Origin of the sequence: Streptomyces sp. NPDC048420, from assembly GCF_040651535.1 — a bacterium.
GTDB lineage: Bacteria > Actinomycetota > Actinomycetes > Streptomycetales > Streptomycetaceae > Streptomyces.
This window is the reverse complement of the sequence record NZ_JBEZKG010000022.1, coordinates 142355-163713: the sequence shown is the minus strand read 5'-3', so window position 1 is coordinate 163713 and position 21359 is coordinate 142355. Positions and strand designations below refer to the sequence as shown.

At 70.7% G+C, this 21359-nt stretch carries 18 protein-coding genes and 1 pseudogene; 13 read left to right on the top strand and 6 right to left on the bottom strand.

Going from position 1 to position 21359, the window contains the following annotated elements:
- Together AB0D34_RS35340 and AB0D34_RS35335 are read right to left on the bottom strand one after the other, a co-directional pair.
- A pseudogene (locus AB0D34_RS35340) lies at positions 1-92 on the bottom strand (alpha/beta hydrolase); the annotation flags it as partial.
- 20 nt (positions 93-112) lie between these two features.
- Positions 113-814: an SDR family oxidoreductase gene (locus AB0D34_RS35335; RefSeq protein WP_362669243.1), complete on the bottom strand. Its 702-nt coding sequence runs from the start codon at positions 812-814 to the stop codon at positions 113-115.
- 728 nt (positions 815-1542) lie between these two features.
- Here AB0D34_RS35335 and AB0D34_RS35330 point away from each other — a divergent pair.
- The 6 genes from AB0D34_RS35330 to AB0D34_RS35305 all read left to right on the top strand — a co-directional run bounded on the left by AB0D34_RS35330 (position 1543) and on the right by AB0D34_RS35305 (position 8303).
- The gene (locus AB0D34_RS35330) at positions 1543-2664 is read left to right on the top strand and encodes a 4Fe-4S binding protein (RefSeq protein ID WP_362669241.1); all 1122 of its coding nucleotides are present in this window, start codon (positions 1543-1545) and stop codon (positions 2662-2664) included.
- A complete protein-coding gene (locus AB0D34_RS35325) occupies positions 2661-3959 on the top strand; it encodes an SNG1 family protein (protein WP_362669239.1) in 1299 nt (432 codons plus the stop codon). The genes AB0D34_RS35330 and AB0D34_RS35325 overlap by 4 nt, the downstream gene beginning before the upstream one ends.
- 121 nt (positions 3960-4080) lie before the next feature.
- Entirely contained in the window at positions 4081-4650 is a 570-nt protein-coding gene (locus AB0D34_RS35320) for a TetR/AcrR family transcriptional regulator (protein WP_362669237.1), read from the top strand.
- A gap of 229 nt (positions 4651-4879) precedes the next feature.
- Positions 4880-5698 (top strand): oxidoreductase, encoded by an 819-nt coding sequence (locus tag AB0D34_RS35315; RefSeq protein WP_362669235.1) that lies wholly within the window; start codon positions 4880-4882, stop codon positions 5696-5698.
- A gap of 79 nt (positions 5699-5777) precedes the next feature.
- The gene (locus tag AB0D34_RS35310; protein ID WP_362669232.1) at positions 5778-6752 is read left to right on the top strand and encodes an NAD(P)H-binding protein; all 975 of its coding nucleotides are present in this window, start codon (positions 5778-5780) and stop codon (positions 6750-6752) included.
- A 429-nt stretch (positions 6753-7181) separates the two neighbouring features.
- Entirely contained in the window at positions 7182-8303 is a 1122-nt protein-coding gene (locus AB0D34_RS35305; RefSeq protein ID WP_362669230.1) for an SGNH/GDSL hydrolase family protein, read from the top strand.
- Between the two features lie 18 nt (positions 8304-8321).
- Here the strand turns inward: AB0D34_RS35305 and AB0D34_RS35300 are convergent, their stop codons facing one another.
- Positions 8322-9203 carry a hypothetical protein gene (locus AB0D34_RS35300; protein WP_362669228.1) on the bottom strand — a complete coding sequence of 294 codons (882 nt, stop codon included), beginning with the start codon at positions 9201-9203 and terminating at the stop codon, positions 8322-8324.
- 333 nt (positions 9204-9536) lie between these two features.
- Complete coding sequence (locus AB0D34_RS35295; RefSeq protein ID WP_362669225.1) at positions 9537-9818, bottom strand: hypothetical protein; 282 nt, start codon at positions 9816-9818, stop codon at positions 9537-9539.
- 86 nt (positions 9819-9904) lie between these two features.
- Between AB0D34_RS35295 and AB0D34_RS35290 the strand changes: the two genes are divergently transcribed.
- Together AB0D34_RS35290 and AB0D34_RS35285 are read left to right on the top strand one after the other, a co-directional pair.
- Entirely contained in the window at positions 9905-11161 is a 1257-nt protein-coding gene (locus tag AB0D34_RS35290; protein WP_362669223.1) for an MFS transporter, read from the top strand.
- A gap of 23 nt (positions 11162-11184) precedes the next feature.
- Positions 11185-11568 (top strand): beta-eliminating lyase-related protein, encoded by a 384-nt coding sequence (locus AB0D34_RS35285; protein ID WP_362669221.1) that lies wholly within the window; start codon positions 11185-11187, stop codon positions 11566-11568.
- Between the two features lie 206 nt (positions 11569-11774).
- On the opposite strand, the gene AB0D34_RS35280 is transcribed toward AB0D34_RS35285, so the two are convergent.
- Positions 11775-12467, bottom strand: a complete 693-nt coding sequence (locus AB0D34_RS35280; protein WP_362669219.1) for a TetR family transcriptional regulator — start codon at positions 12465-12467, stop codon at positions 11775-11777.
- A 143-nt stretch (positions 12468-12610) separates the two neighbouring features.
- On the opposite strand from AB0D34_RS35280, the gene AB0D34_RS35275 reads away from it, so the two are divergent.
- The 5 genes from AB0D34_RS35275 to AB0D34_RS35255 all read left to right on the top strand — a co-directional run bounded on the left by AB0D34_RS35275 (position 12611) and on the right by AB0D34_RS35255 (position 19804).
- Positions 12611-14116 carry an APC family permease gene (locus tag AB0D34_RS35275; protein WP_362669216.1) on the top strand — a complete coding sequence of 502 codons (1506 nt, stop codon included), beginning with the start codon at positions 12611-12613 and terminating at the stop codon, positions 14114-14116.
- A 34-nt stretch (positions 14117-14150) separates the two neighbouring features.
- Complete coding sequence (locus AB0D34_RS35270; protein ID WP_362669214.1) at positions 14151-15803, top strand: amidohydrolase; 1653 nt, start codon at positions 14151-14153, stop codon at positions 15801-15803.
- 124 nt (positions 15804-15927) lie between these two features.
- Complete coding sequence (locus tag AB0D34_RS35265) at positions 15928-17598, top strand: NAD-dependent malic enzyme (RefSeq protein ID WP_362669212.1); 1671 nt, start codon at positions 15928-15930, stop codon at positions 17596-17598.
- A 104-nt stretch (positions 17599-17702) separates the two neighbouring features.
- On the top strand, positions 17703-18710 hold the full coding sequence (locus AB0D34_RS35260; RefSeq protein WP_362669209.1) for a LacI family DNA-binding transcriptional regulator: 1008 nt from the start codon (positions 17703-17705) through the stop codon (positions 18708-18710).
- A 122-nt stretch (positions 18711-18832) separates the two neighbouring features.
- Entirely contained in the window at positions 18833-19804 is a 972-nt protein-coding gene (locus AB0D34_RS35255; protein ID WP_362669207.1) for an aldo/keto reductase, read from the top strand.
- Here the strand turns inward: AB0D34_RS35255 and AB0D34_RS35250 are convergent.
- Entirely contained in the window at positions 19795-21345 is a 1551-nt protein-coding gene (locus AB0D34_RS35250; protein ID WP_362669205.1) for a glycoside hydrolase family 43 protein, read from the bottom strand. The genes AB0D34_RS35255 and AB0D34_RS35250 overlap by 10 nt on opposite strands.
- Positions 21346-21359: the final 14 nt, after the last annotated feature.

The window sequence follows — 21359 nt, the reverse complement described above, 5'->3', positions numbered from 1 at the left end:
CCCTCGCGGCCCTCGTGTCCCGCGCGCGGGGCGAGCGTGTGGCTGGTCGTCCCCGGGATGTGGATCGTGGGACGTGAATCCTGACTGGGCATCTCTGTCTTCCTGTCCTGTCTTAGTTGGCCAGCTGGGCGTACAGCCCGGCCAGGTCGCCGGCCAGGCCCGCCTTGACCTGACGCGTGAGGTCGTCGCCGAGGACTTCGTACGCGCCCGTCTCGATGCCGTCGAGGGCGAGTGCGGCGATGTCACGCGGGTCGGACTTGGGCGCGTCGACACCCGCTGCCAGGTCCGTGTCGACGTATCCCATGTGCAGTCCGGTGACGGAGATGCCGCGCGGCTGAAGCTCCAGGCGCAGGGAGTTGGTCTGCGACCACAGGGCGGCCTTGGAGGCGCTGTAGGAGTTGCCGAGGGCCAGCCAGGAGAGAACGGAGTGCACGTTGAGGAGGTGGCCGCCGCCGTTGCGCTCGATGACCGGTACGAAAGCCCGGGTGAGAAGCAGCGGGCCGTAGAAGTTGGTCTCGAACTCCCTGCGTACGTCGTCGACAGGGGAGTCGAGGAAGGAAGCGCCGACCGCGGCACCGGCGTTGTTGATCAGCACGGTGACATCCTGCGCCTGGGCGGCAGCCGCCGCCACCGAGGCCGGGTCGGTGACCTCCAGCGCCACCGGGACCGCGTCGGGGTGCGTCACGGTGCGCGGGTCGCGGGCCGTGGCGTAGACCTTTGCGGCTCCCCGCGCGTACAGCTCTTCCACCAGGGCCTTGCCGATGCCCCGGTTGCCACCGGTGACGAAGACGTTCGCATCCTTCAGAGCGGTCATGACTGCCTCCACGAAGAGCTCGGAAACTGATCGGTTTCCACAACGGTAAACCGATCGGTTTCCGAGCGCAACCCGTCTGTCCTGCCTGGTCGATATCGGCGTCGTTCAGGCTGAGTTGGAGCTTGAGGCCGAATTTCCCGACCGTGTCGCATGGCCACTCCGGAATGGTGTCGGGGGTGAGGTGGAGGCGGACGACAGGGGGGAGGGGATCCCCGCACTCGGCGGAGTGGGCCCCGGCGGGGTGCCTGTGTGGCACCGGCACGCCGCTCGCAGGGAAGGGGGCAGCCCGCGGCGACGGGGACCGGCCTGTCGGCGGTGTCGTCGGTCGGCATGTCCGTCTCCTCGATGTCGAAACGGCTGTAGAAGCGTGCCAACGGGCCCGGCGCGTACCAGGGCGCCCGCCCCAGCAGTTTTCATGACGGCCGTTCCCGGCAGGATGCGTACGACCAGCACGTCCACGAAGGCGGCCATCCCGGCGCCGAACGGCTTGATGGCCAGCGCGCCGCTCGTCCCGATCGTCGCGAGCGGTACGCACATCGGCACCGAGTTGAGCAGGTGGTGCAGCTGGGGTGGGACCGCAACTTCGGCCCGGCGACCGGGACTTGCAGCTCGGGCCTGCTGCTTGGGCTTGCGTGTGGAAACCGGTCAGTTTACGGTGATGAAACTGACCGGTTTCTCGTCGGCCGGGCCGGCGAATTCCGCACCCGAGTCACTCACTAGGAGCACGGATGAATTCCGCGCGTGACGCCGAGGGGCAACCTCCGAGTCCCAGGCTTCCGGCGAAACTGGCCGCCCACCCGTCGGTGCAGGCCGTACTCGCCCGGCGCAGAGCCGGTGACCACGCGAGCCCGCCGTCGGTGATCGACGCGGCCTGGCTGCGTGAACTGTGCCTGGCGGCCGGTGCGGACGACGCGGCCGCGGTGAGTCTCGACCATCCCGACCTGGCCGGCGAGCGCGAGTACGTGCAGTCCGCGTTGCCCGGCACCCGCACCCTGATCGCGATGGCGGTCCGGTTGAACCGCGACAACTGCCGCTCCCCGGCCCGCAGCGTGGCCAACCAGGAGTTCCACCAGACCGACGAACAGGCCAACCACGCCGCGCGCAGCGTCACCCAGGCGCTCCAGGACGCCGGGTACCGCGCACTCAATCCGTCCGTCGGCTTCCCCCAGGAGATGGACCGCTTCCCCCGCGAGCGGATCTGGGTGGTGGCGCACAAGACCGTCGCGGTGGCCGCCGGGCTCGGCGTGATGGGCCTGCACCGCAACGTCATCCACCCGGAGTTCGGCAGTTTCATCCTGCTGGTCACCGTGCTGGTGGACGCGGAGGTGAGCGAGTACGGGCAGGCGCTGGACTACAACCCCTGCATCGACTGCAAGTTGTGCGTCGCGGCCTGCCCGGTCGGCGCCATCGCCAAGGACGGCGCCTTCGACGGGCTGGCCTGCACCACCCACAACTACCGCGAGTTCATGAGCGGGTTCACCGACTGGGCGCAGACCGTGGCCGACAGCGAGGACGCCGCCGACTACCGCTCCCGGGTCACCGACTCCGAGAGCGCCTCCATGTGGCAGAGCCTGAGTTCGCCCCCCGGCTACAAGTCGGGCTACTGCGTTGCCGTCTGCCCCGCCGGCGAGGACGTGCTGGGTCCGTACCTGGATGACCGCAAGTCGTTCATGGACACCGTCCTGCGACCGCTCCAGGACAAGAAGGAGACGCTCTACGTCCTGCCGGGTTCCCAGGCGCAGGAGTACGCCCAGCGCCGTTTCCCGCACAAGCCCGTCAAGGAAGTCACCGGCGGCTGGCGGCCCCCGGCCAGGCGTTCCGCGTCCACCGAGCGAGAGAAAACGTCATGAGTGACATTCACCCCTTCCGCGTCCTGCGCGCCAGACCTCTGTGGATCGCGGGAGGCGTCATCACAGGCGTACTCGCGCTGCTGTTCACCGTGTTCTACGTCGGCGCCAACATCGACCCGGCCGGCCACATGAAGAAGCTGCCCGTCGGTCTGGTCAACGCCGACAAGGGAGCCGCGATGGGCGGCGAGCAGGTCAACCTGGGGGCGCGGATCACCGAGTCGATCAAGCAGTCGACCGCGAGCGGGGACAAGATCGACTGGAAGGTGATGGACGAGAAGGAGGTGACGGAGGAGCTCGGTAAGGGCAAGCTGTTCGGCGCGCTCGTCGTGCCCGCCGACTTCACCTCCTCGATCACGGCGCTGACCGGCACCACGGCCGACAGGACCCCGGCCCGCCCCACGCTGAGGGTGCTGACCAACCAGTCGGCCGGCAGTCTTGGCTCCGGCCTGGCCCGGACGGCGACGACGCAGGCCGCCGAGAACGCCTCGCTCCAGGTGGGCAAGGAGCTGACCGCGCGGACCGGCGCCGAGCAGGCGAAGCTGCCCGCCGCGGCGCGCGTCCTGCTCGCCGATCCGGCCGCCGTCACGGTCGAGGACGGCCATCCGCTCGACCCGCACAGCGGCCTGGGTCTGACGGCGTTCTACTACGCGCTCACCCTCGTGGTCGTCGGCATGCTCTCCGCCAACGTCATCAGCGGCCAGGTGGACCACGCCCTCGGCTACACCCACAACGACATGGGCCCACGGCGCCTGCACCGCCCGCTGATCCGGGCGACCCGGGTGCAGACCCTCGCCATCAGCAGCACCCTCATGGCCGCCCTGTCCCTGCTCATGGGCACCCTTGTCATGGTCGGCGCGGTCGGCATCATGGGCATGGACGCCTCCCACCTGCCGCTGCTGTGGCTGTTCTCGGTGGCCGCCATCGCGGTCTCCGGGATCGGCGCGCTCACCCTCCTCGCGGTCTTCGGTACCCCCGGCATGCTGGTGGTCACCCTGGTCTTCATCGGGATGGCGGTGCCGACGGCCGGGGCGACCACCCCCATCGAGGCGCTGCCCGGCTTCTACCGCTTCCTCGCGGAGTTCGAGCCGCTGCGGCAGATCACCGGCGGCATCCGCTCGATCCTCTACTACGACGCTCAGGGCGACGCGGGTCTGACCCGGGGCTGGGTGATGATGGCGGCCGGCCTCGTGGCGGCGGCACTGTTCGGGTTCGGCGTACTGGGGTGGTACGACCGCAAGGGGCTGCACCGCATCCCGGTGGGGGCGGCACCCGAGAAGCCGGCGGTTCCGGCATAGCGAAGCCACACACCATCAGGCTCGGCGACGGTCTTTCCCCAGGCCATCGCCGAGCCGTCACTCGGAGACCGCCGGAAACCGATCGGTTTCTTTTTACCTCGCTCTGGGTTAACCTCGCGGTATGACCACCGAAGTGAAACAAAGCCCCAGGGAGCGGCTGCTGGAAGCGGCGGCCACGCTCACCTACCGAGACGGCGTCAACATCGGCGTCGAGGCGCTGTGCAAGGCGGCGGGAGTGTCGAAGCGCTCCATGTACCAGCTGTTCGAGAGCAAGGACGAACTGCTCGCGGCGAGCCTGGAGCGGCGCACATCTGTCTATGTGGCAGGGCTCCTGCCCGTGCTGGACGACGACCGTTCGCCCCGTGAGCGGATTCTGCATGTCTTCGAGCAGGTGGAATCGCAGTCGAGCAGGCCCGAGTTCTACGGCTGCCCCTTCCTGGCCGCGCAGATCGAGCTCAAGGACCAGAGTCACCCTGCGAGCCGGGTCGCCCATGGGGTCAAGGAGAGCCTGACCGCCTTCTTCCGTGCCGAGGCCGAGCGGGGCGGAGCCGGCGATCCCGATCTGCTGGCCCGCCAGCTCAGCCTGGTCTTCGACGGTGGCAGCGCCCGCGCGGGCATCGGGGCGGACCGGCTGACGGGTCTCATGGCGCCGACGGTGGTCACCCTGCTCGACGCGGCCGGCGTGCGCTGACGCATCGATCCCCTCGGTCCCTCCGGAACGCTTCCCTGTCACCTCTGTCACCCCCGTCGCCCCGCCGCCCGGCGTGCGGGGGATGACCCATGCCCGGATAAGCGTCGCCGAGCCTGCTGCGCGCCGCCCACACCGTCCTCCTCCCTCCTGGGCTTGCATGCGGAAACCGATCGGTTTACAGTGATGGAGACCGATCGGTTTTCTATCGCTGCGGACGAGTGAGGGAGTAATGACGACGACAGATCGGCCGGTGGCCCTCGTGACGGGTGCGTCATCCGGTATCGGGAGGGAAACCGCGCTCGCCCTGGTCGCAGCAGGTTTCGACGTGGTCGGCACAAGCCGCGACACCTCACGCGTCACTCCGCTGGACGGTGTGACCTTCCTCGGCCTGGACGTGGCGAGCGATACCTCGGTCGCCGCGGCGGTCCAGGAGGTGAGCGAGCGGTTCGGCCGGATCGACGTCCTGGTCAACAACGCCGGCGTGGGCTCGACGGGCGCGGCGGAGGAAACCTCCGTCAATCAGGCCCAGGCCGTCTTCGACACCAACGTCTTCGGGGTCATGCGCATGGTGACCGAGGTACTGCCGTACATGCGCGCCCAGAAGCGCGGCCGCATCATCAACATCTCGTCCGTACTCGGATTCATACCCCAGCCGTACATGGCCGTCTACGCCGCCTCCAAGCACGCGATCGAGGGCTACTCCGAGTCCCTGGACCACGAGGTCCGGGAGCTCGGCATCCGGTCGCTTCTCGTCGAACCCGCCTACACCAGGACCGGATTCGAGGCCAACAGCGCGAGGCCGGACACGCCTCTGCACGCCTACGCGAAGCAGCGGCAGGCCGTCGACCGCGTGCTGGCGGAGGCGGTCAGGGGCGGTGACGCCCCCTCCGTCGTCGCCAAGACGATCGTCGCGGCGGCGACCGACACCAGGCCGAAGCTGCGCTACACGGCCGGCCCCACGGCCGGACGCGTGAGCACACTGCGCCGTCTCGTTCCCGCCCGGGCCTTCGACAAGCAGATCCGCAAGATCAACCGCCTGGCCGGCTGAGCCACAGGTTCACAGGAGACGGCCCCGTCTCCGGCCTTGCGAACATCCAACCCACCCCCACCAGACAAAGGACGCTTCGATGTCAGAGCGCAATCCCATCCTGATCACCGGTGCCGCAGGCGAAATCGGTGGTGTGAGCCGGACGATGGTCGACATGCTGCTCGAACAAGGGCACCCCGTGCGCGCCTTCGTACGGCAGGACGACGAACGTGCGCACTCGCTCCGCCAGGCCGGGGCCGAGGTCTTCGTCGGTGACCTGCTCACCATCGCCGACGTGACCGCCGCGCTGAAGGGCGTGAGGCGCATCTACTTCAGCATGGGTCTGTCGCCGTACTACACCGACGCCGTCAGCCTGATGGCCGCGGCGGCGCGAGCCCAGGGCGACATCGAGGTGTTCGTCAACATCTCCGAGTACGAGCAGTCGTTCATGACCTTCGACGACATGACCGCACCTGAGGAAGAGCGGCGCGCGCGGCTCGGCGGGATCGTCGCCAACTGGTCGCCGCAGCAGCGGGCCCACTGGATCGCCGAGCGGGTGCTGGAGTGGTCCGGCGTCCCGACCGTCAACATCCAGGCGGCCTTCTTCGTCGAGAACCCCATCATGACCTGGCTGGCCCTCGGCTCACTGGCCGACGGTGAGCTGCGCCTGCCCTTCGGCGACCACCGGTTCGCACCCATCGCCGGTTACGACGTCGCGGAACTGTGCGCGAAGATCCTGGTCGACCCGGCGCCGCACATCTCGAAGTCCTATGCGCTCACCGGTCCGGAGATGAAGGACGGGCACGGGTTCGCGGAGGACTTCGCCGCCGTGCTGGGAAGCCCGGTCACGTATGTTCCCGAAGACATCGAAACCTGGAACGAGACCTACATCGACACCCACATGTCCGCGTACCCGCACATCGCGGAGCACCTGAAGACCCTGAACCGGATCATCGGCCGCGGAGGATACGGCGACATCACCGACGAGCTGGAAAACCTGCTCGGACGCCCGCCGAAGACCGTGCGCTGGGCACTGGAGAACCACCCGCGGATCCAGAAGCTGACGACTGCCTGAGCCGCTGAGGGTCCGGACCAGAACGCCGGTCAGCACAAGGACGCCACGCCGGAGTCTTCGCCCGAAGACTCCGGCGTGGCGTCGCGTTCGTTGGATCAGCGGGACTCCGGCCCGGGTCACGCAACCGAGCCGTGGTCGAGGGCTGCCGGTCATCGTGCTGTGGGACGAGGAGGGCGGTCCGGGGTACGCCAGAGCGGGATCCGCACCGCGTCATGGCCCGGGGACTGTGGACCTGTTTCGCTTGATCCGCTCCGAGCCGCTGCCGGGAGGGGTTGACGGGGCGTGAGGGGCGGTTACCTTGAACAGCGCCCGGGGGTGGGAGCGCTCCCGCGCCGGGCGTCGGGAGGGGCGGACAGCGTCCTGGGACTCCCGGCCACGGTGATTGCCGACCCTCCGCTCGGACCGTCCACCCCACTGAAGGATGGCCATATGGACCTGCCTCAGCCCCGCCACCTGTCCCGCAGAACGCTGGTCACAGCGGCCGCCGCGGGCCTTGTCGCCGGCACAGCCGCGCCCTCGCGGGCGTCCGCCGCCTCGACCCGGTTCCACACGGTGGGCCGGGTCGTGCCGGCTGCCGACGGGTTCGTGCGGTACAGCTGGCCCGGCATCTCCTTCGAGGGCCGGTTCCGAGGTACCGGCGTCGGCGTCCTGCTCGACGACTCCGTCAACGACTACGACGTACAGATCGACGGCACCACCGCGGCCACGCTGGTGACCCCGGGGCGGACCACCGCCTGGGTCAGGGGGCTCTCCGACACCGAGCACCGCGTGCGACTCGTCAAACGTACGGAAAGCGCTTGGTCCGAGGGCCGGTTCGGCGGTTTCGTCGCCGCTGCCGGCGGGGTGGTCCTGGCCGCACCCCGGCCCCGCCGCAGGCAGATCGAGTTCATCGGCGACTCCTACACGGCGGGCTACGGCAACGTCTCCGGCACGCGGGACTGTTCCGGCAACGGAGGAGTCGACCGGAACACCGACGCGGACCTCTCCTTCGGCGCCCTCACCGCCCGCAAGCTCGGCGCCGATCACCAGATCAACGCCATCTCCGGCCGCGGCATGGTCCGCAACTACAACGGCAGCAGCCCGGGAACCGACTTCCGCACCTACTACGACCGTGCCCTGTTGGCCGTCGAGGGCGACGTATGGCGAAAACCGGCCAGTTGGCGGCCGCAGGTCGTCGTCATCGGACTAGGTCTCAACGACTTCTCGACACCCCTCAACCCGGGCGAGAGGTGGACCACGCAGGCCGACCTGGTCGCCGCCTACGAGTCCGCGTACCACGGCTTCCTCGACAAGCTGCGCGCCCGCTACGGCCCCAGGACGTTCCTCCTCGTCAGCGCCACCAGCACTCCCGGCTCGACCGTCTTCGCGGAGACGGTCGAGCGGATCGCCCGGACCAGGAACGCCCGGGGTGACGACCGGGTCGGCCACTGGTACTACGACGATCCCGCCCTGGACCACCTCGGCTGCGACTGGCATCCCTCCGCAGCGGACCACCGGATCATCTCCGGCCTGCTGGAGGACCGCCTCGCCGCTCTTCCGTTGTGCTGGTAGCCGCGAAGCGCCGCTCGGTCAGCTGATGCAGAGCAGGTTGAGCACGCACAGCCCAGAGGGGTCGGAGTCCGACGACGAGGGGGTGGTCGTCTGCGAACCCGAGGAGCTGTCCGTACCCGTGGTCGTGGTGGTGGTGGTCGTCGTCGTAGCGGTGGTGTCCGTGGCTGTGGACGAGGGGGTCGGCTCCGTCTTCGTGCCGGTGGTGCCGACATCCGCCGAGACCGTCGTCGAGAGCGTGGTCCGCGACTGGGACTGCGGCTGCGAGGCCGTCGTCGCGGTGGGCGCCGGGGAGGCGGCGGAGTCCGTGTGGACCGACGTGCCGGTCGTGGTGGACACCGAGTCGGCCGTCCGCCGGTGCTTGCCCGACCCCGTGGAGGACGTGGTCTTGGATGCCTGGTGCGCCTCGGCCGGCGTCGCCACCGTGGGAGTGTCGTCCGAGGTCGGCAGCTCGGACACGCCCATGGCGTGGTTGTCCGGCGAGGTGGCCGCCTGGGGCCGCGCATTGGACTGCTGGCTCATCGCCGAAACCGTCAGGCCACCGCCCACGAGGGCGACCGCGGTCGCGACCACGGCCTTGCGCTGGTTCTTCTTCCAGCGGGCCCGCTGCCGACGCCGTGCCGCCCGGCCCTCCGAGACGACCGGCCCGTCCGCCACGTCGTCGGACGGGAGTTCGGGCGAGTCGGTTCCGGTCACCGGGTCCTCGTGACGGCCCGCGTCGTGCCACGTGGGTGCCTCGTCCCACACCGGTGCCGCCGACGCTCCCGCTGTGGAGAGGTACTGGACGGGAGGAGCGATGTCGGGGGCGTAGGCGCCGCATCCGGGACACGCCAGGGCGCCGTTGAGATGCCGACGGCACGAGGAGCAGTAGTCCATCTGGTCTTCCTGAGTCGACTGCACCATCGGCCCGATGGCCGTGGCCGGTCTCGTTCGCACGGAGGATCGAGCCGGAGGCAAAAGTAGCGAGGCTTTCGAAAGGCCGTGTGCAGCCTGTGTGATGCTCCTGCGCAGATGTCCGAGGGGTGAGGTGGGGGTGCGGGCCGTACGTCGTATTCGCACGCCTTGTCCGTCGTACGGCACCCGGCCGCCTCCCGGCCCGGCCGGGTGCAGTCCAACAGAAGCCCTGCCGCGGTGAGTTGACCTCGAACGGCTGGGAGGGTCGGAGAGGGGCGGTGTACGGATCCGGCCGCCGGGGGAGCGAACGGTCTCGATGGGTGGTTCGTCCCCCGGGTCCGGTCAGCGTCCGTCGCTCAGGCCGAGTTCGGGCGAACCGGCTGGGAACAGTCGGTCCAGGGCCTCCGGGGTCGCGATGCCGGGCAGGATCTGCTCCCACCAGTTGGTCAGGCGGTCGTGGAGGTCGCGGCGGGCGCTGGTGACGTGGGAGAGCATCTGGATGCCGGTGAACGAGCCCACCACGCTTGCCGCCACGTCCTCGGGTGCCAGTTCCTTGCGGAGATCTCCGGCGCCCTGGGCGCGTGCCAGCTCCCGGCTGAAGGTCCGCAACCACCAGTCGTACATGTCGGAGTCGTTCGTCTGGAACGTGCCGCGGATCTGCTGTCCGCGTGCTCACCCGCCACCACCCCCGCCCGACCCGGAGAACCCCTGTGACACCCTCGTCCCCCTCCCCGCACGACACGGCCACCGTGCCCGACACCGTCCCCGACGGCACCGACCGGCAGGCCGCGTCCCCCACCGTCCTCGGTCCGCTGCGCAGCTGGCTCGCCGTCGTCGCCGTCGGCATGGGCGTCTTCGCCTTCACCACCACGGAGATGGTCCCGATCGGGCTGCTCCCCGCCATGAGCCGCGACCTCGGAGTCTCCGAAGGCACCGTCGGGCTCTCGGTCACCCTGTACGGCGCCATCGCGGGCCTGTTCGCCCCCGTGCTGACCGTGGCGACCCGCCGCCTCGACCGCCGGCTGCTGCTCCTGCTGGTGCTCGCCGTCTTCGTCGCGGGCAACGCCTTCACCGCTCTGTCGTCCTCGTACGCGATCCTCATGACCTCACCTCTGCTGACGGGCTTCGCCCACGGGGTGATGTGGTCGATCGCGGCCGGCATCGCCATCCGCCTGGTGGCGCCGGAGAAGTCCGTCCGGGCCACCGCGGTCGTCTTCAGCGGCATCTCCATCGCCTCGGTGGCCGGGGTACCGTTCGGCACCTTCGTCGGCGGCCTGTCCAACTGGCGTACGGCGTTCTGGGCGATCGCCGTGATCGGCGTACTGATCCTCGTCGCGGCCGCCGTCCTGCTGCCCCCGCTCGCCCCGCGTGCCGTCGTGCGCCTGGCGGACGTGCCCAAGCTGCTGCGGGACGGCAACCTGAGGATCGCCACCCTCGTGACGGCGGCCATGGTGATCGGCCACTTCGCCGCGTACACCTATGTGGCGCCCTTCCTGGAGCAGGACGCCGGCATCCCGTCCCACTGGGTCAGCGCACTGCTGCTGCTGTACGGCGTGGCCGGCGTCGTCGGCAACTTCGCCGGCGGTGCGGCGGCGGGCCGCGCGCTGCGGGCCACCACGCTCACCTGCATCCTGCTGCTCGCCGCGGCCGTCGTCCTGCTGGTGGTCAACGGCCGGTGGCACCCCGGCACGGTGATCCTGCTGCTGGTCTGGGGCATCGCGTACACCGCGCTCCCGGTCTGCCTGCAGACCCTTGTCTTCGCCAGCGCGCCGAAGGCCCCCGAGGCCGCCACCTCGCTGTACATCTGCGCCTTCAACGTCTCCATCGCGCTGGGCGCCATGGTCGGCGGCTGGTTCGTGGACGCGTCCGGACCGTCGGCGGTGATGTTCCTCGGCGCCGGATTCAGCGTCCTGGCCGCCCTGCTGATGACCCGGTACCGTGCCGCGTCGCACGGCCCGAGCAGCTGACGTTCTCTTCTTCGGAGGCTTCCGTGACACCACCCCCGCCCGGACCGCCGGTCGACCTGCGGTCCGACACCGTCACCCGTCCCGACGCACGGATGCGCGAGGCGATGGCCCGTGCCGAGGTCGGCGACGACGTACTCGACGGCGATCCCACCATGCGGGCCCTGGAGGAGGAGGTCGCCGGCCTCCTCGGCAAAGAGGCCGCTCTGTGGGTGCCCAGCGGGTCGATGGGCAACCTGATCGCGCTGTGCGTCCACCTCGACCGCGGTGACCGCTTCCTCGCCCCGGACCGTGCGCACATCCTGGAGCACGAGGTCGGCACGGCCGCCTGGCTGGCCGGAGGCCGGGCCCGCTGCTGGGGGAGCCTTCGGCACACCAGGGAGCGGTCGCGGTCGGAGCGGTGCTGCTGATCGGCGCGGCCGGACTGGCGGCCCCTTCGCCCGCGCCGGACACACGATTCGTTGAGCGAGCGGAGTGACCTTCGGGCACGAGCACCGAGGCGAGGCTGTCCGAAGACAGGTCCGCTGCCACTTCACGGACAAGGACGCGCCGGTCACCGCGCCGGATTCGCCGGCCACCGGCGGAGGCGTCGTACCGGCGCCAACCACCTGGAAGCTCAGCCCCCCGGCGCCCGCGCCGCCAGCGCCTCCAGCAGGAGGTCCACCGCCTCCTCGAAGGAACTGCCCGCCATGCCTGGCAGTTCGGAGCGTACGGCCGTCAGCGCCGGGTACGACTGCGGGTCCAGGTCCTGGTAGACGTCCCGCCACGCCCGCTGGTCCGCCTCGCGCTGCTGGCGCGGGAGCGCCTGGAACGCAGCGTCGGTGGCCGCGTGACTGATGACGGTGTCGACGAAGGCCAGGTAGAGGCGGGCGGCGGCGGCCGGTTCGAAGCCCGCGGACAGCAGCAGACCGATGCCCGTGTCCACCGCCCGGATCTCGCTCGCGCGCCGGGTCACCCGATGCGCGGCCAAGGCGGCCGCCCGCGGATGCGCGATGTACCCGGCCCGCACCCGCAGGGCCATCTCGCGCAGCGAGGCCACCCAGTCGTCCCCGGGCACGAACCCCGCCATCGCGTCGCCGATGATCCGGTCCGCGATGGCGAGCACCAGGTCGTCGGTGTCGTGGAAGTAGCGGTAGAGAGCGCTCGGATCACAGCCCAACGCGGCGCCCAGGCGGCGCACGCTCAGCGCCTCGGAGCCGTGCTCGCCGATCAGCCGCAGCGCGGTCTCCACGATCAGGTCCTCGGACAGCAGGACCCCGGAGCGGGTGGGGCGCCGGCGCCGGCGCTCCTGCGGGACACGGGTGGTCATGGGCACGTTCCTCTCGACCGGACGCCCTCAGTGAACGACCCGCCGCTCCCTTACGTCAACAGGGTTGACCGAATGTGGACGTCGGCTGTTCCATCACCTCACCGCGCGGCTCTTCCCCGTCTCCCGTCCCCGAGGAGCCCTCCATGTCGTCCGTACCGCCCCTGTCCTCCGCGCCGGGCACGGCCTTGCGCCGTTCGCTCGGCGTCGTCGACGGCGTCGCCCTCGCCGCGTCCAGCACCGCGGCCACCACCAGCATCGCCATCGGCATGGGCACGATCGCGACCATCGTGGGTCTCCAGGCCCCGGCCCTGCTGCTCCTCGCCTTCCTCCCGGTGCTCGGCATCGCCACCGCCTACGCCCGTCTCAACCGCTCCGAGCCGAACATGGGCAACGGCTACGTCTGGGTCGGCAAGTCCCTCGGTCCCTGGCCCGGCTTCCTGACCGGCTGGGTCACCCTGGTCGGCTCGATCATCTTCTGTGCCTACACCAGCGCGATCATGGGCTCGGTCGTCCTGATCTTCGCCAACAAGGCGGGGCTGCACAGCGTCGCAGGCGTCACCCTCGATCCGACGTCCACCGGAGTCACCACGGGCGTCGGCCTGGTGATCCTCGTCGGCCTCACCGTCCTCGCGGTCGCCGGGATCCGGGCCGCCACCCGCTTCCAGTTCGCCCTGCTGATCTTCGAGTACGCGGTCCTGCTGGCCTTCTGTGGCTGGGCCCTGATCACGGGCGACCACGCCTTCTCGCTCTCCTGGTTCAACCCCTTCGAGATCTCCAGCGGCAAGACCTTCGCCCAGGGCATGGTCCTCGCGGTGTTCTTCTTCTGGGGCTGGGACGCGGCCTTCAGCGTCAACGAGGAGACGAAGAGCCCGGGTGAGGCGGCCAGAGGAGGCCTCATCGCCCTGTTCGCGATGCTCGGCCTTTTCCTCTTCGCCTCGGTCGCCTTCCAGCGCGAGATGAGCCTGACCGAACTCGTCACGAACGGCCCCCAGGCCCTGCCGTACCTCGGCGAGAAACTGGCCGGCGAACCCTGGGCCACCCTGCCCGTGGTCGCCCTCATGTTCTCCGCGGTCGCCTCCGTGCAGGCCACCCTGATCCCCACGGCCCGCGGTCTGTTCGCCATGAGCCGCGACCGCACCATGGGACCGCTGTGGACCCGTATCCACCCGCGCTACGGCACCCCCGCCGCCGGCACCGTCGTCGTCATGGCCGTCGCCGGAGTGATCGCCCTGCTCGCCGTCGCGATTCCCAAGCTGAGCGACATGCTGCTGGCCGCCGTCAACGCGATCGGCCTGATCGTCGCCCTCTACTACGGCCTGACTGCGCTCGCCTGCGCCGTCCGCTTCCGTTCCGCCCGGCACCAGGGAGCCCGGGAGGCGCTGCTCGCCATCGCGGTGCCCGCGGTGTCCGGCCTGATCCTGCTGGGCCTCGGCGGCTACCTCGGATACTCGTACCTGACCATGAGCGACCACTTCGAACTCAGCCCGGACAACGGCTGGTTCATGTTCTCCCTGCCCGCCGTGATCGTCCTCGTCGGCCTCGCCATGGCCGCCGTGGCCAAGTACGCACGGCACTCCCCGTACTTCACGACGGGCCGCGGCACCGACGCCGAGTCCCTGACCCTTCCGATGGACCGTACGGCGGTCTGACCTTCCCGGACCCCGAACCCTGGAGCCCACCCCCATGTCACACACCGCGGACCTCGTCCTCACCGGCGGTCCCGTGCACACCGTCGATCCCGCCCGCAGCCGCGCCACCTCCGTGGCCGTGCGCGACGGGCGGATCGCCGCCGTCGGCCACGACGAGGTGCGCGAGCTGATCGGCCCGCGCACCGAAGTCGTCGACCTGGCAGGGAAGTTGCTGCTGCCCGGCTTCCAGGACGCGCACGTCCACCCGCAGGGCGCGGGCCTCGAACTCGGCCTGTGCCACCTCGCCGACAGCGTCGACCCGGCCGAGTACCTGCGCCGGATCAGGGCCTACGCCGATCAGAACCCGGACGTCGAGTGGATCACCGGCGGCGGCTGGTCCCTGGAGGCGTTCCCCGGCGGCGCCCCCACGGCCGCGGCCCTCGACGCGATCGTCCCGGACCGCCCCGTCTTCCTGCCCAACCGCGACCACCACGGCGCCTGGGTCAACAGCCGGGCCCTGGAACACGCCGGCATCGACGCCCGTACCCCCGACCCCGCCGACGGCCGCATCGAACGCGACAGCGACGGCAACCCCACCGGCATGCTCCAGGAGGGCGCCGTACACCTGGTGGGAAAGCTGGTCCCCGACCCCACCCCCGAGGAGCAACTCACCGCACTGCTCAGGGCGCAGGCCGTTCTGCACTCGTACGGCGTCACCGCCTGGCAGGACGCCATCGTCGGGGCGTACGCCAACATGACCGACCCGGCGCCCACCTACCAGGCAGCCCTCGACCGAGGCCTGCTCACCGCCCGGGTCGTCGGCGCCCTGTGGTGGGACCGCGAGCGCGGCGCCGAGCAGATCGCCGAACTCGTCGCGCGGCGCGAGGAGTTGCACCGCGACCGGTTCCGGGCCGGCACCGTCAAGGTCATGCAGGACGGCATCGCCGAGAACCACACCGCCGCGATGCTCGACCCGTATCTGACCGGCTGCGGCTGCGCCTCGGGCAACAGCGGCATCAGCTTCGTCGAGCCTGACGACCTGAAGAAGTACGTCACCGAACTCGACGCGCTCGACTTCCAGGTCCACTTCCACGCCCTCGGCGACCGCGCGGTGCGCGAGGCCCTGGACGCGGTGGAGTCCGCCCGTACGGCCAACGGATGGCGGGACACCCGGCACCACCTGGCCCACCTCCAGGTCGTGCACCCGTACGACATCCCGAGGTTCCGCGCCCTGGGCGCGAGCGCCAACCTCCAGATGCTGTGGGCCGCCCACGAACCCCAGATGGACGAACTGACCCTGCCCTTCCTGGGCGCCGAACGCGGCACCCGGCAGTACCCCTTCGGCGATCTGCTCCGCTCCGGAGCGACCCTGGCCGCCGGCAGCGACTGGCCGGTCAGCAGCCCCGACCCGCTCCAGGCCATCCATGTCGCCGTCAACCGCATCGCCCCCGACGCCCCCGACAACACCCCGGAGTTCCTGCCGGAACAGCGCCTCGACCTGGGCACCGCCCTCGCCGCGTACACGGCGGGCAGCGCCTACGTGAACCGCCTCGACGACCTCACCGGCAGCATCACCGTCGGCAAGTCGGCCGACCTCGTCGTACTCGACCGGGACCCGTTCGCGGGACCGCCGCAGGACATCGCCGCGACCCGGGTCCTGCAGACCTTCGTCGAAGGGCAGCGGGTGCACGCGGCGGGGGACGCCTGAACGAGTGGGTCGCCAGTCCCCGGAGGCGGTGATTCCGATGTCCGGGGACGGGGCAGTAGGGATGCTGATGGGACGGCTGCTCACCCGAAAACCGTCCCCGAAGCCCGTCGAACCGAGGAACGCCATGGCAACGCCCAGCTCCGACCGTGTCCGAGGAACAGCCCTGCTCGCCGACCCCCTGCTCAACAAGGGCACCGCCTTCAGCCCCGAGGAGCGTGCCCGACTCGGCCTGGACGGACTGCTGCCACCCGCGACGGAGACGCTCCAGGAGCAGGCGGACCGGGCGTACGAGGCGTTCCTCGGGTACGACAAGCCGCTCAACCGGCACATCTACCTGCGCCAGCTCCAGGACACCAACGAGGTGCTCTTCTACGGCCTGCTCACCCGGCACCTGGAGGAGATGCTGCCGGTCGTCTACACCCCGACGGTCGGTGAGGCCTGCCGCCGCTTCAGCGAGATCTACCGCAGGCCGCGCGGTCTGTTCCTGACGTACGAGGACCGCCACCGCTTCCGGGAGATCCTGCGCAACCGGCCGGGCGGTGAGGTCGACGTCATCGTCGTCACCGACGGCCAGCGCATCCTGGGCCTCGGCGACCAGGGCGTCGGCGGCATGGGCATCCCGATCGGCAAGCTCAGCCTCTACACCGCCATCGGCGGCATCCACCCCGCCCGCACCCTCCCGATCCTCCTCGACGTCGGCACCGACAACGAGCAGTTGCTGGAGGGCGAGCACTACCTCGGCCGCAGGCAGCACCGCGTCACCGGCGCCGAGTACGACGAGATGATCGAGGCGTTCGTCTCCGCCGTCGAGGCCGAACTCCCCGGCACCCTGCTCCAGTGGGAGGACTTCGCGACCGCCCACGCGCGCCCGATCCTCACCCGCTACCAGGACCGGCTGCTCACCTTCAACGACGACATCCAGGGCACCGCGGCCGTGGCCCTCGGTGCGCTGACCACCGCCACGAAGGTCGCCGAGGCACAGCTCACCGACCACCGGATCGTGGTCCTGGGCGCCGGTTCGGCGGCGGTCGGGGTCGCCGACATGATCCGTACCGCTCTCGTGGAGGAAGGCCTCAGCGAGCAGGAGGCCGCCGACCGGTTCTGGTTCGTCGACATCGACGGCCTGCTGGTGCGCTCCCGCACCGACCTCACCCCGGAGCAGCGCGTCTACGCACGGGACGACGCGGAGGTACGGGAGTGGGGCGGGAGTTCCCTCGATCTCGCCCGGGTCGTCGGCGAGGTGAAGCCGACGGTGCTGATCGGGCTGTCCACGGCGCACGGCGCCTTCACCGAGGAGATCGTGCGGACGATGGCCGGCTCCTGCGACCGGCCGGTCATCCTGCCGCTGTCCAACCCGACCTCCAACGCCGAGGCCGACCCCGCCGACCTGGCCCGCTGGACCGACGGCAGGGCCCTGATCGCCGCCGGCTCGCCCTTCCCGCCGCTGAAGGTGGACGGCCGTGAGGTCCCGGTAGCGCAGGCCAACAACGTCTACGTCTTCCCCGCCGTCGGGCTGGCGGTGACCGCGAGCCGGGCGGTACGGGTGACCGACCGCATGATGGTGGCGGCGGCCCGGGCGGTGGGGGAGTGCGCGGTGCGGGCCGGCTCCGACGAGGCGACCCCCCTGCTGCCGCCGCTGGCGAGCATGCGGGACGCGGCCCGCGAGATCGCCCTGGCCGTAGCGCTGGCCGCGGTCGAGGACGGCGTCGCTCCAGGGGCCACCGAGTCCGAGCTCCGCGAGGCGATCGCGACGACGCAGTGGACACCGCAGTACGGTGCGGCGACCGCTGGATGACGCGTCGCTCGACGCTCTCGGAGAGGGTGCGGCCCGGCGCCTGTGACAGTATCGGCGGTGGGCGCGGGGCCGCCTGCTGGGGCAGAGGGCGAAGGACGAGTGACATGGACCGGCCGCCAGGCATGATGGACGTGGCCCGGGAGGCCGGGGTCTCGCACATCACCGTCTCCCGCGTCATCAACGGCCATCCCTCGGTCCGTCCGGAGACCCGTACCCGGGTCGAGGCGGCGATCCAGAAGCTGGGATACCGCCGCAACAGCGTCGCCAGAGCCCTCAAGAGCCGTCGTTCCTCGACGATCGGCGTGGTGATCGTCGGGTCGGACCTGTTCGAGCTGCCGCGCATTCTCCTCGGCGTGGAGACGGCCGCCAAGGCGGCCGGTTACTGGGTGAGCCTGGCCAGCCGGCAGGGCGAGAGCACCGCCGACGACCTCACGGAGACGCTGCGACGGCTCACCGACCAGTCGGTGGAGGCGATCGCGGTCGTCGCCGACCGGCCCGTCGCGGTGGAGGCGCTGTCGGGCCTCTCCTTCGGGGTGCCGGTGACGGTGGTGATGTCCGGCAGCGTGCCCGACCCCGGTCTGGGCTTCGTCGAGGTCGACCAGGAACTCGGCGCCCGGCTCGCGGTCCGCCACCTCCTCGGCCTCGGACACCGGGACATCGCCCACCTGACGGGCGCACTGCGCACCTTCGACGCCCGGGCCCGCGTCGAGGGCTGGCGGGCCGAACTCGCCGCCGCGGGTGCCGAAGGAGCCCTGCTGGAAGGCGACTTCAGCGCGGAGAGCGGATTCCGCCTGGCCCACGAACTCTGTGACGCCGGCGCCGGCCTGCCCACCGCGGTCTTCGCCGGGAACGACCAGATGGCCATGGGTGTGCTGGCGGCCTTCGCCGAACGGGGCGTGAAGGTGCCGCGGGACGTGTCGCTCGTCGGCTTCGACGACATGAAGGGCGCCGGATATCTGGTGCCCGCCCTGACCACGGTCCGCCAGGACTTCGCCCACCTCGGCAGGAGCGCCATCGAGCAGCTGGTGCGGATGCTGGGCGGGGAGCGGCCGGAGCGGCAGCGGATCACACCGGAACTCGTCGTACGGCACAGCACGGCCGCACCCCCCTGAACCGCAGCTCCGAAAGTTTCGCTGCCCGTCCGTGCTGTCGCCCCGGTGTCGCCGTCCGTATCGTCTGGCGGGACAATCAAGTAGCCCCTGACCAGGGGCGTCACCGGGAGTACGGACAGCACATGCGCTATCGCCAACTCGGCCGCACCGGCCTGAGCGTGTCGGAGATCGGCTACGGAGCCTGGGGACTGGGCCAGGGGGCCTGGGTCGGCGCCGACGACGACTCCGGCGTACGCGCCCTGCATCGCGCCCTCGACCTGGGCGTCACCTTCATCGACACCGCCCGGGCCTACGGACGCAGTGAGGGCGTCGTCGGCCGTGCCCTCAAGGAGCTCCCGGGCGGCGGCGACGGGGTGCACGTGGCCACGAAGGTCGGCCCCAAGGTGCACGTGTCCCTGGAGAACAGCGGGCTCGACCCCATGGAGGTGTTCCCCGGCTCGCACCTTCGCGAGAGCCTGGAGACCAGCCTGCGCGAACTCGGCCGTGACCACGTCGACCTCCTCCAGCTGCACACCTGGGAGGACGAGTGGACCGGCCGGGGCGACTGGCTGGAGACCGTCCACGCCCTCAAGCGGGAGGGCAAGATCAGGTTCTTCGGGATCTCCGTCAAGGACCACCAGCCCGAGAACGTGCTCACCGTGCTGCGCACCGGCGTCCTGGACACGGTCCAGGTCATCTACAACATCTTCGAACAAGCCCCGTCCGACGCCCTGTTGCCGGCCTGCGAGGAGTACGGCGTCGGCGTGATCGCCCGTGTCGCCCTCGACGAGGGAGCGCTCACCGGCTCGATCCGCGAGGGCATCACCTTCCCCGAGGGCGACTGGCGCAACTGGTACTTCAGGGAGGACCGGCCCGCCCAGGTCGAGCGGCGCGTCGACGCGATCCTGGCCGACCTGGGCATCGGTGCCGACGAACTCCCGTCCACCGCCCTGCGGTTCGCTCTCGCCGGTCAGGCCGTCTCCACGGTCATCGTGGGCATGCGGTCCCTGACGAACGTCGAACGCAACGCGGCGATCTCGGACGCCCCGCCGCTCAGCGCACGGGAGTCGTCACTGCTGGCCGAGCACCGCTGGGCGAAGAACTTCTACAGCTGATCGCCTTCGGGGGTCGGGGCGTACTCGAACCATCGCACTCGCGCCTCACCCGCGTCGGGCCCACCGGTGCCGTACAGGCCGATGTGGACGCCGACGAACCCACCGGCTCGTTCCGTGCTGAAGAAGGACCGCTCGATGCTGCCCACGGTGCTGTCCTCGACGCGGAAGGTGTAGCCGGACTCGTCGCTGTCCACGGCGAGGACGGCCTCGGCGCCGGGAGCCGGGACGGCGGCGAGGCGGGTGGCGATGTCTGACTCCACCGCGGTGAGGACGACCTGCCTGGTTCCCTCGGCGTCCACGGCGAGGGCCAGGGTGGCGTGCCGGTGGTGGTTCTGGAAGACGACCAGTCCCGCCTCCTGCGCGGGCGCGGCGGAGGTCAGGCGGATACGCGTGCCGGCGCACATGCGCAGATGCTGCTGGCGGCGGGCGACGAACGCGGGGGTCCCGGTGGAGGTGAGGGGCTCGGGGGAGAGCCGGATGGTCAGGCCGTCGCCCCCGGTCGAGGGCGACACGAGGTCGTCGACCGGTCCGCGCAGGCTGTTCCATTCCGGGCCCAGCGCGGGCCCGGCGAAGTCGTCCCGCAGCGGCCCGTCCGGGGCCGACGGCGCCGGGGCACTCCCCGCGGGCAGCCGCTCCGACAGCCTCACCCGTCCGGTGTCCGGCGCGAACACCGGGCCCCTGGCGGTCCATTCGACCGGGACGAGGAACACCTCACGGCCGAGCGTGTGCGTGCCGTGGGTCGGCCGTATCCCCAGGGCCACGGCCCAGGTCTCCCCGGCGGGTGTGTCGACGAGGTCGACGTGACCGACGTTGTGGATCGGTTCCGCCGCCCCGCGGTGGCGGTGGGTGAGCAACGGGCTTCGGGGGTCGGTGACATAGGGGCCGGTGACGGTGTCCGCGCGGGCCGCGGTCACGGCGTGATGGTGTTCGGTGCCGCCCTCCGCGGCGATCAGCCAGTACACGCCGTCGCGCCGGTACAGATGCGGGGCCTCCACCCAGGCGCCGCGCATCGCGCCGTACCACAGCGCGTGGGTCCGGCCGGTCAACTCCAGCTTGTCCAGGTCGAGTTCACGCATCCACAGCTCACCGGGACCCGTCACCTCGGGTTCGGCGGCATCGCGGCAGGCGGTGAACCAGCAACGGCCGTCGTCGTCGAAGAAGAGCGACGGGTCGATGCCCTCGGCGTCCAGGACGACGGGGTCCGACCAGGGGCCGGCGGGCTCGGAGGCCGTGAAGAGGTACGTGGTGCTGCCCTGCCGGCCCCGCGCCAGGGCCACCACCACGTAGAAGGTGCCCTCGTGATGGCGGATCGTCGCGGCCCACAGGCCGTCCGAGACGTCGAGGCCGGTCAGCGACACCTGCGAGGGGCGGTCGACCACGTGTCCGAGCGGTGTCCAGTCCACCAGGTCGCGGCTGTGGAACACCGGGAGGCCGGGGTAGTACGCGAACGACGACGTGACCAGGTAGAAGTCCTCCCCGACCCGGCAGATCGAGGGGTCCGGGTGACTGCCGGCGAGAACGGGGTTGGCGAAGGTCGGCACGGGGCGCACTCCGA

Excerpts from the sequence above, each read along its gene's own strand:
- AB0D34_RS35260 (WP_362669209.1), top strand. The coding sequence starts at position 17,703 with ATGGACCGGCCGCCAGGCATGATGGACGTGGCCCGGGAGGCCGGGGTC.
- AB0D34_RS35270 (WP_362669214.1), top strand. The coding sequence starts at position 14,151 with ATGTCACACACCGCGGACCTCGTCCTCACCGGCGGTCCCGTGCACACC.
- AB0D34_RS35305 (WP_362669230.1), top strand. The coding sequence starts at position 7,182 with ATGGACCTGCCTCAGCCCCGCCACCTGTCCCGCAGAACGCTGGTCACA.
- AB0D34_RS35315 (WP_362669235.1), top strand. The coding sequence starts at position 4,880 with ATGACGACGACAGATCGGCCGGTGGCCCTCGTGACGGGTGCGTCATCC.
- AB0D34_RS35295 (WP_362669225.1), bottom strand. The coding sequence starts at position 9,818 with ATGTACGACTGGTGGTTGCGGACCTTCAGCCGGGAGCTGGCACGCGCC.
- AB0D34_RS35335 (WP_362669243.1), bottom strand. The coding sequence starts at position 814 with ATGACCGCTCTGAAGGATGCGAACGTCTTCGTCACCGGTGGCAACCGG.
- AB0D34_RS35275 (WP_362669216.1), top strand. The coding sequence starts at position 12,611 with ATGTCGTCCGTACCGCCCCTGTCCTCCGCGCCGGGCACGGCCTTGCGC.
- AB0D34_RS35265 (WP_362669212.1), top strand. The coding sequence starts at position 15,928 with ATGGCAACGCCCAGCTCCGACCGTGTCCGAGGAACAGCCCTGCTCGCC.
- AB0D34_RS35325 (WP_362669239.1), top strand. The coding sequence starts at position 2,661 with ATGAGTGACATTCACCCCTTCCGCGTCCTGCGCGCCAGACCTCTGTGG.
- AB0D34_RS35280 (WP_362669219.1), bottom strand. The coding sequence starts at position 12,467 with ATGACCACCCGTGTCCCGCAGGAGCGCCGGCGCCGGCGCCCCACCCGC.
- AB0D34_RS35255 (WP_362669207.1), top strand. The coding sequence starts at position 18,833 with ATGCGCTATCGCCAACTCGGCCGCACCGGCCTGAGCGTGTCGGAGATC.
- AB0D34_RS35330 (WP_362669241.1), top strand. The coding sequence starts at position 1,543 with ATGAATTCCGCGCGTGACGCCGAGGGGCAACCTCCGAGTCCCAGGCTT.
- AB0D34_RS35320 (WP_362669237.1), top strand. The coding sequence starts at position 4,081 with ATGACCACCGAAGTGAAACAAAGCCCCAGGGAGCGGCTGCTGGAAGCG.
- AB0D34_RS35300 (WP_362669228.1), bottom strand. The coding sequence starts at position 9,203 with ATGGTGCAGTCGACTCAGGAAGACCAGATGGACTACTGCTCCTCGTGC.
- AB0D34_RS35310 (WP_362669232.1), top strand. The coding sequence starts at position 5,778 with ATGTCAGAGCGCAATCCCATCCTGATCACCGGTGCCGCAGGCGAAATC.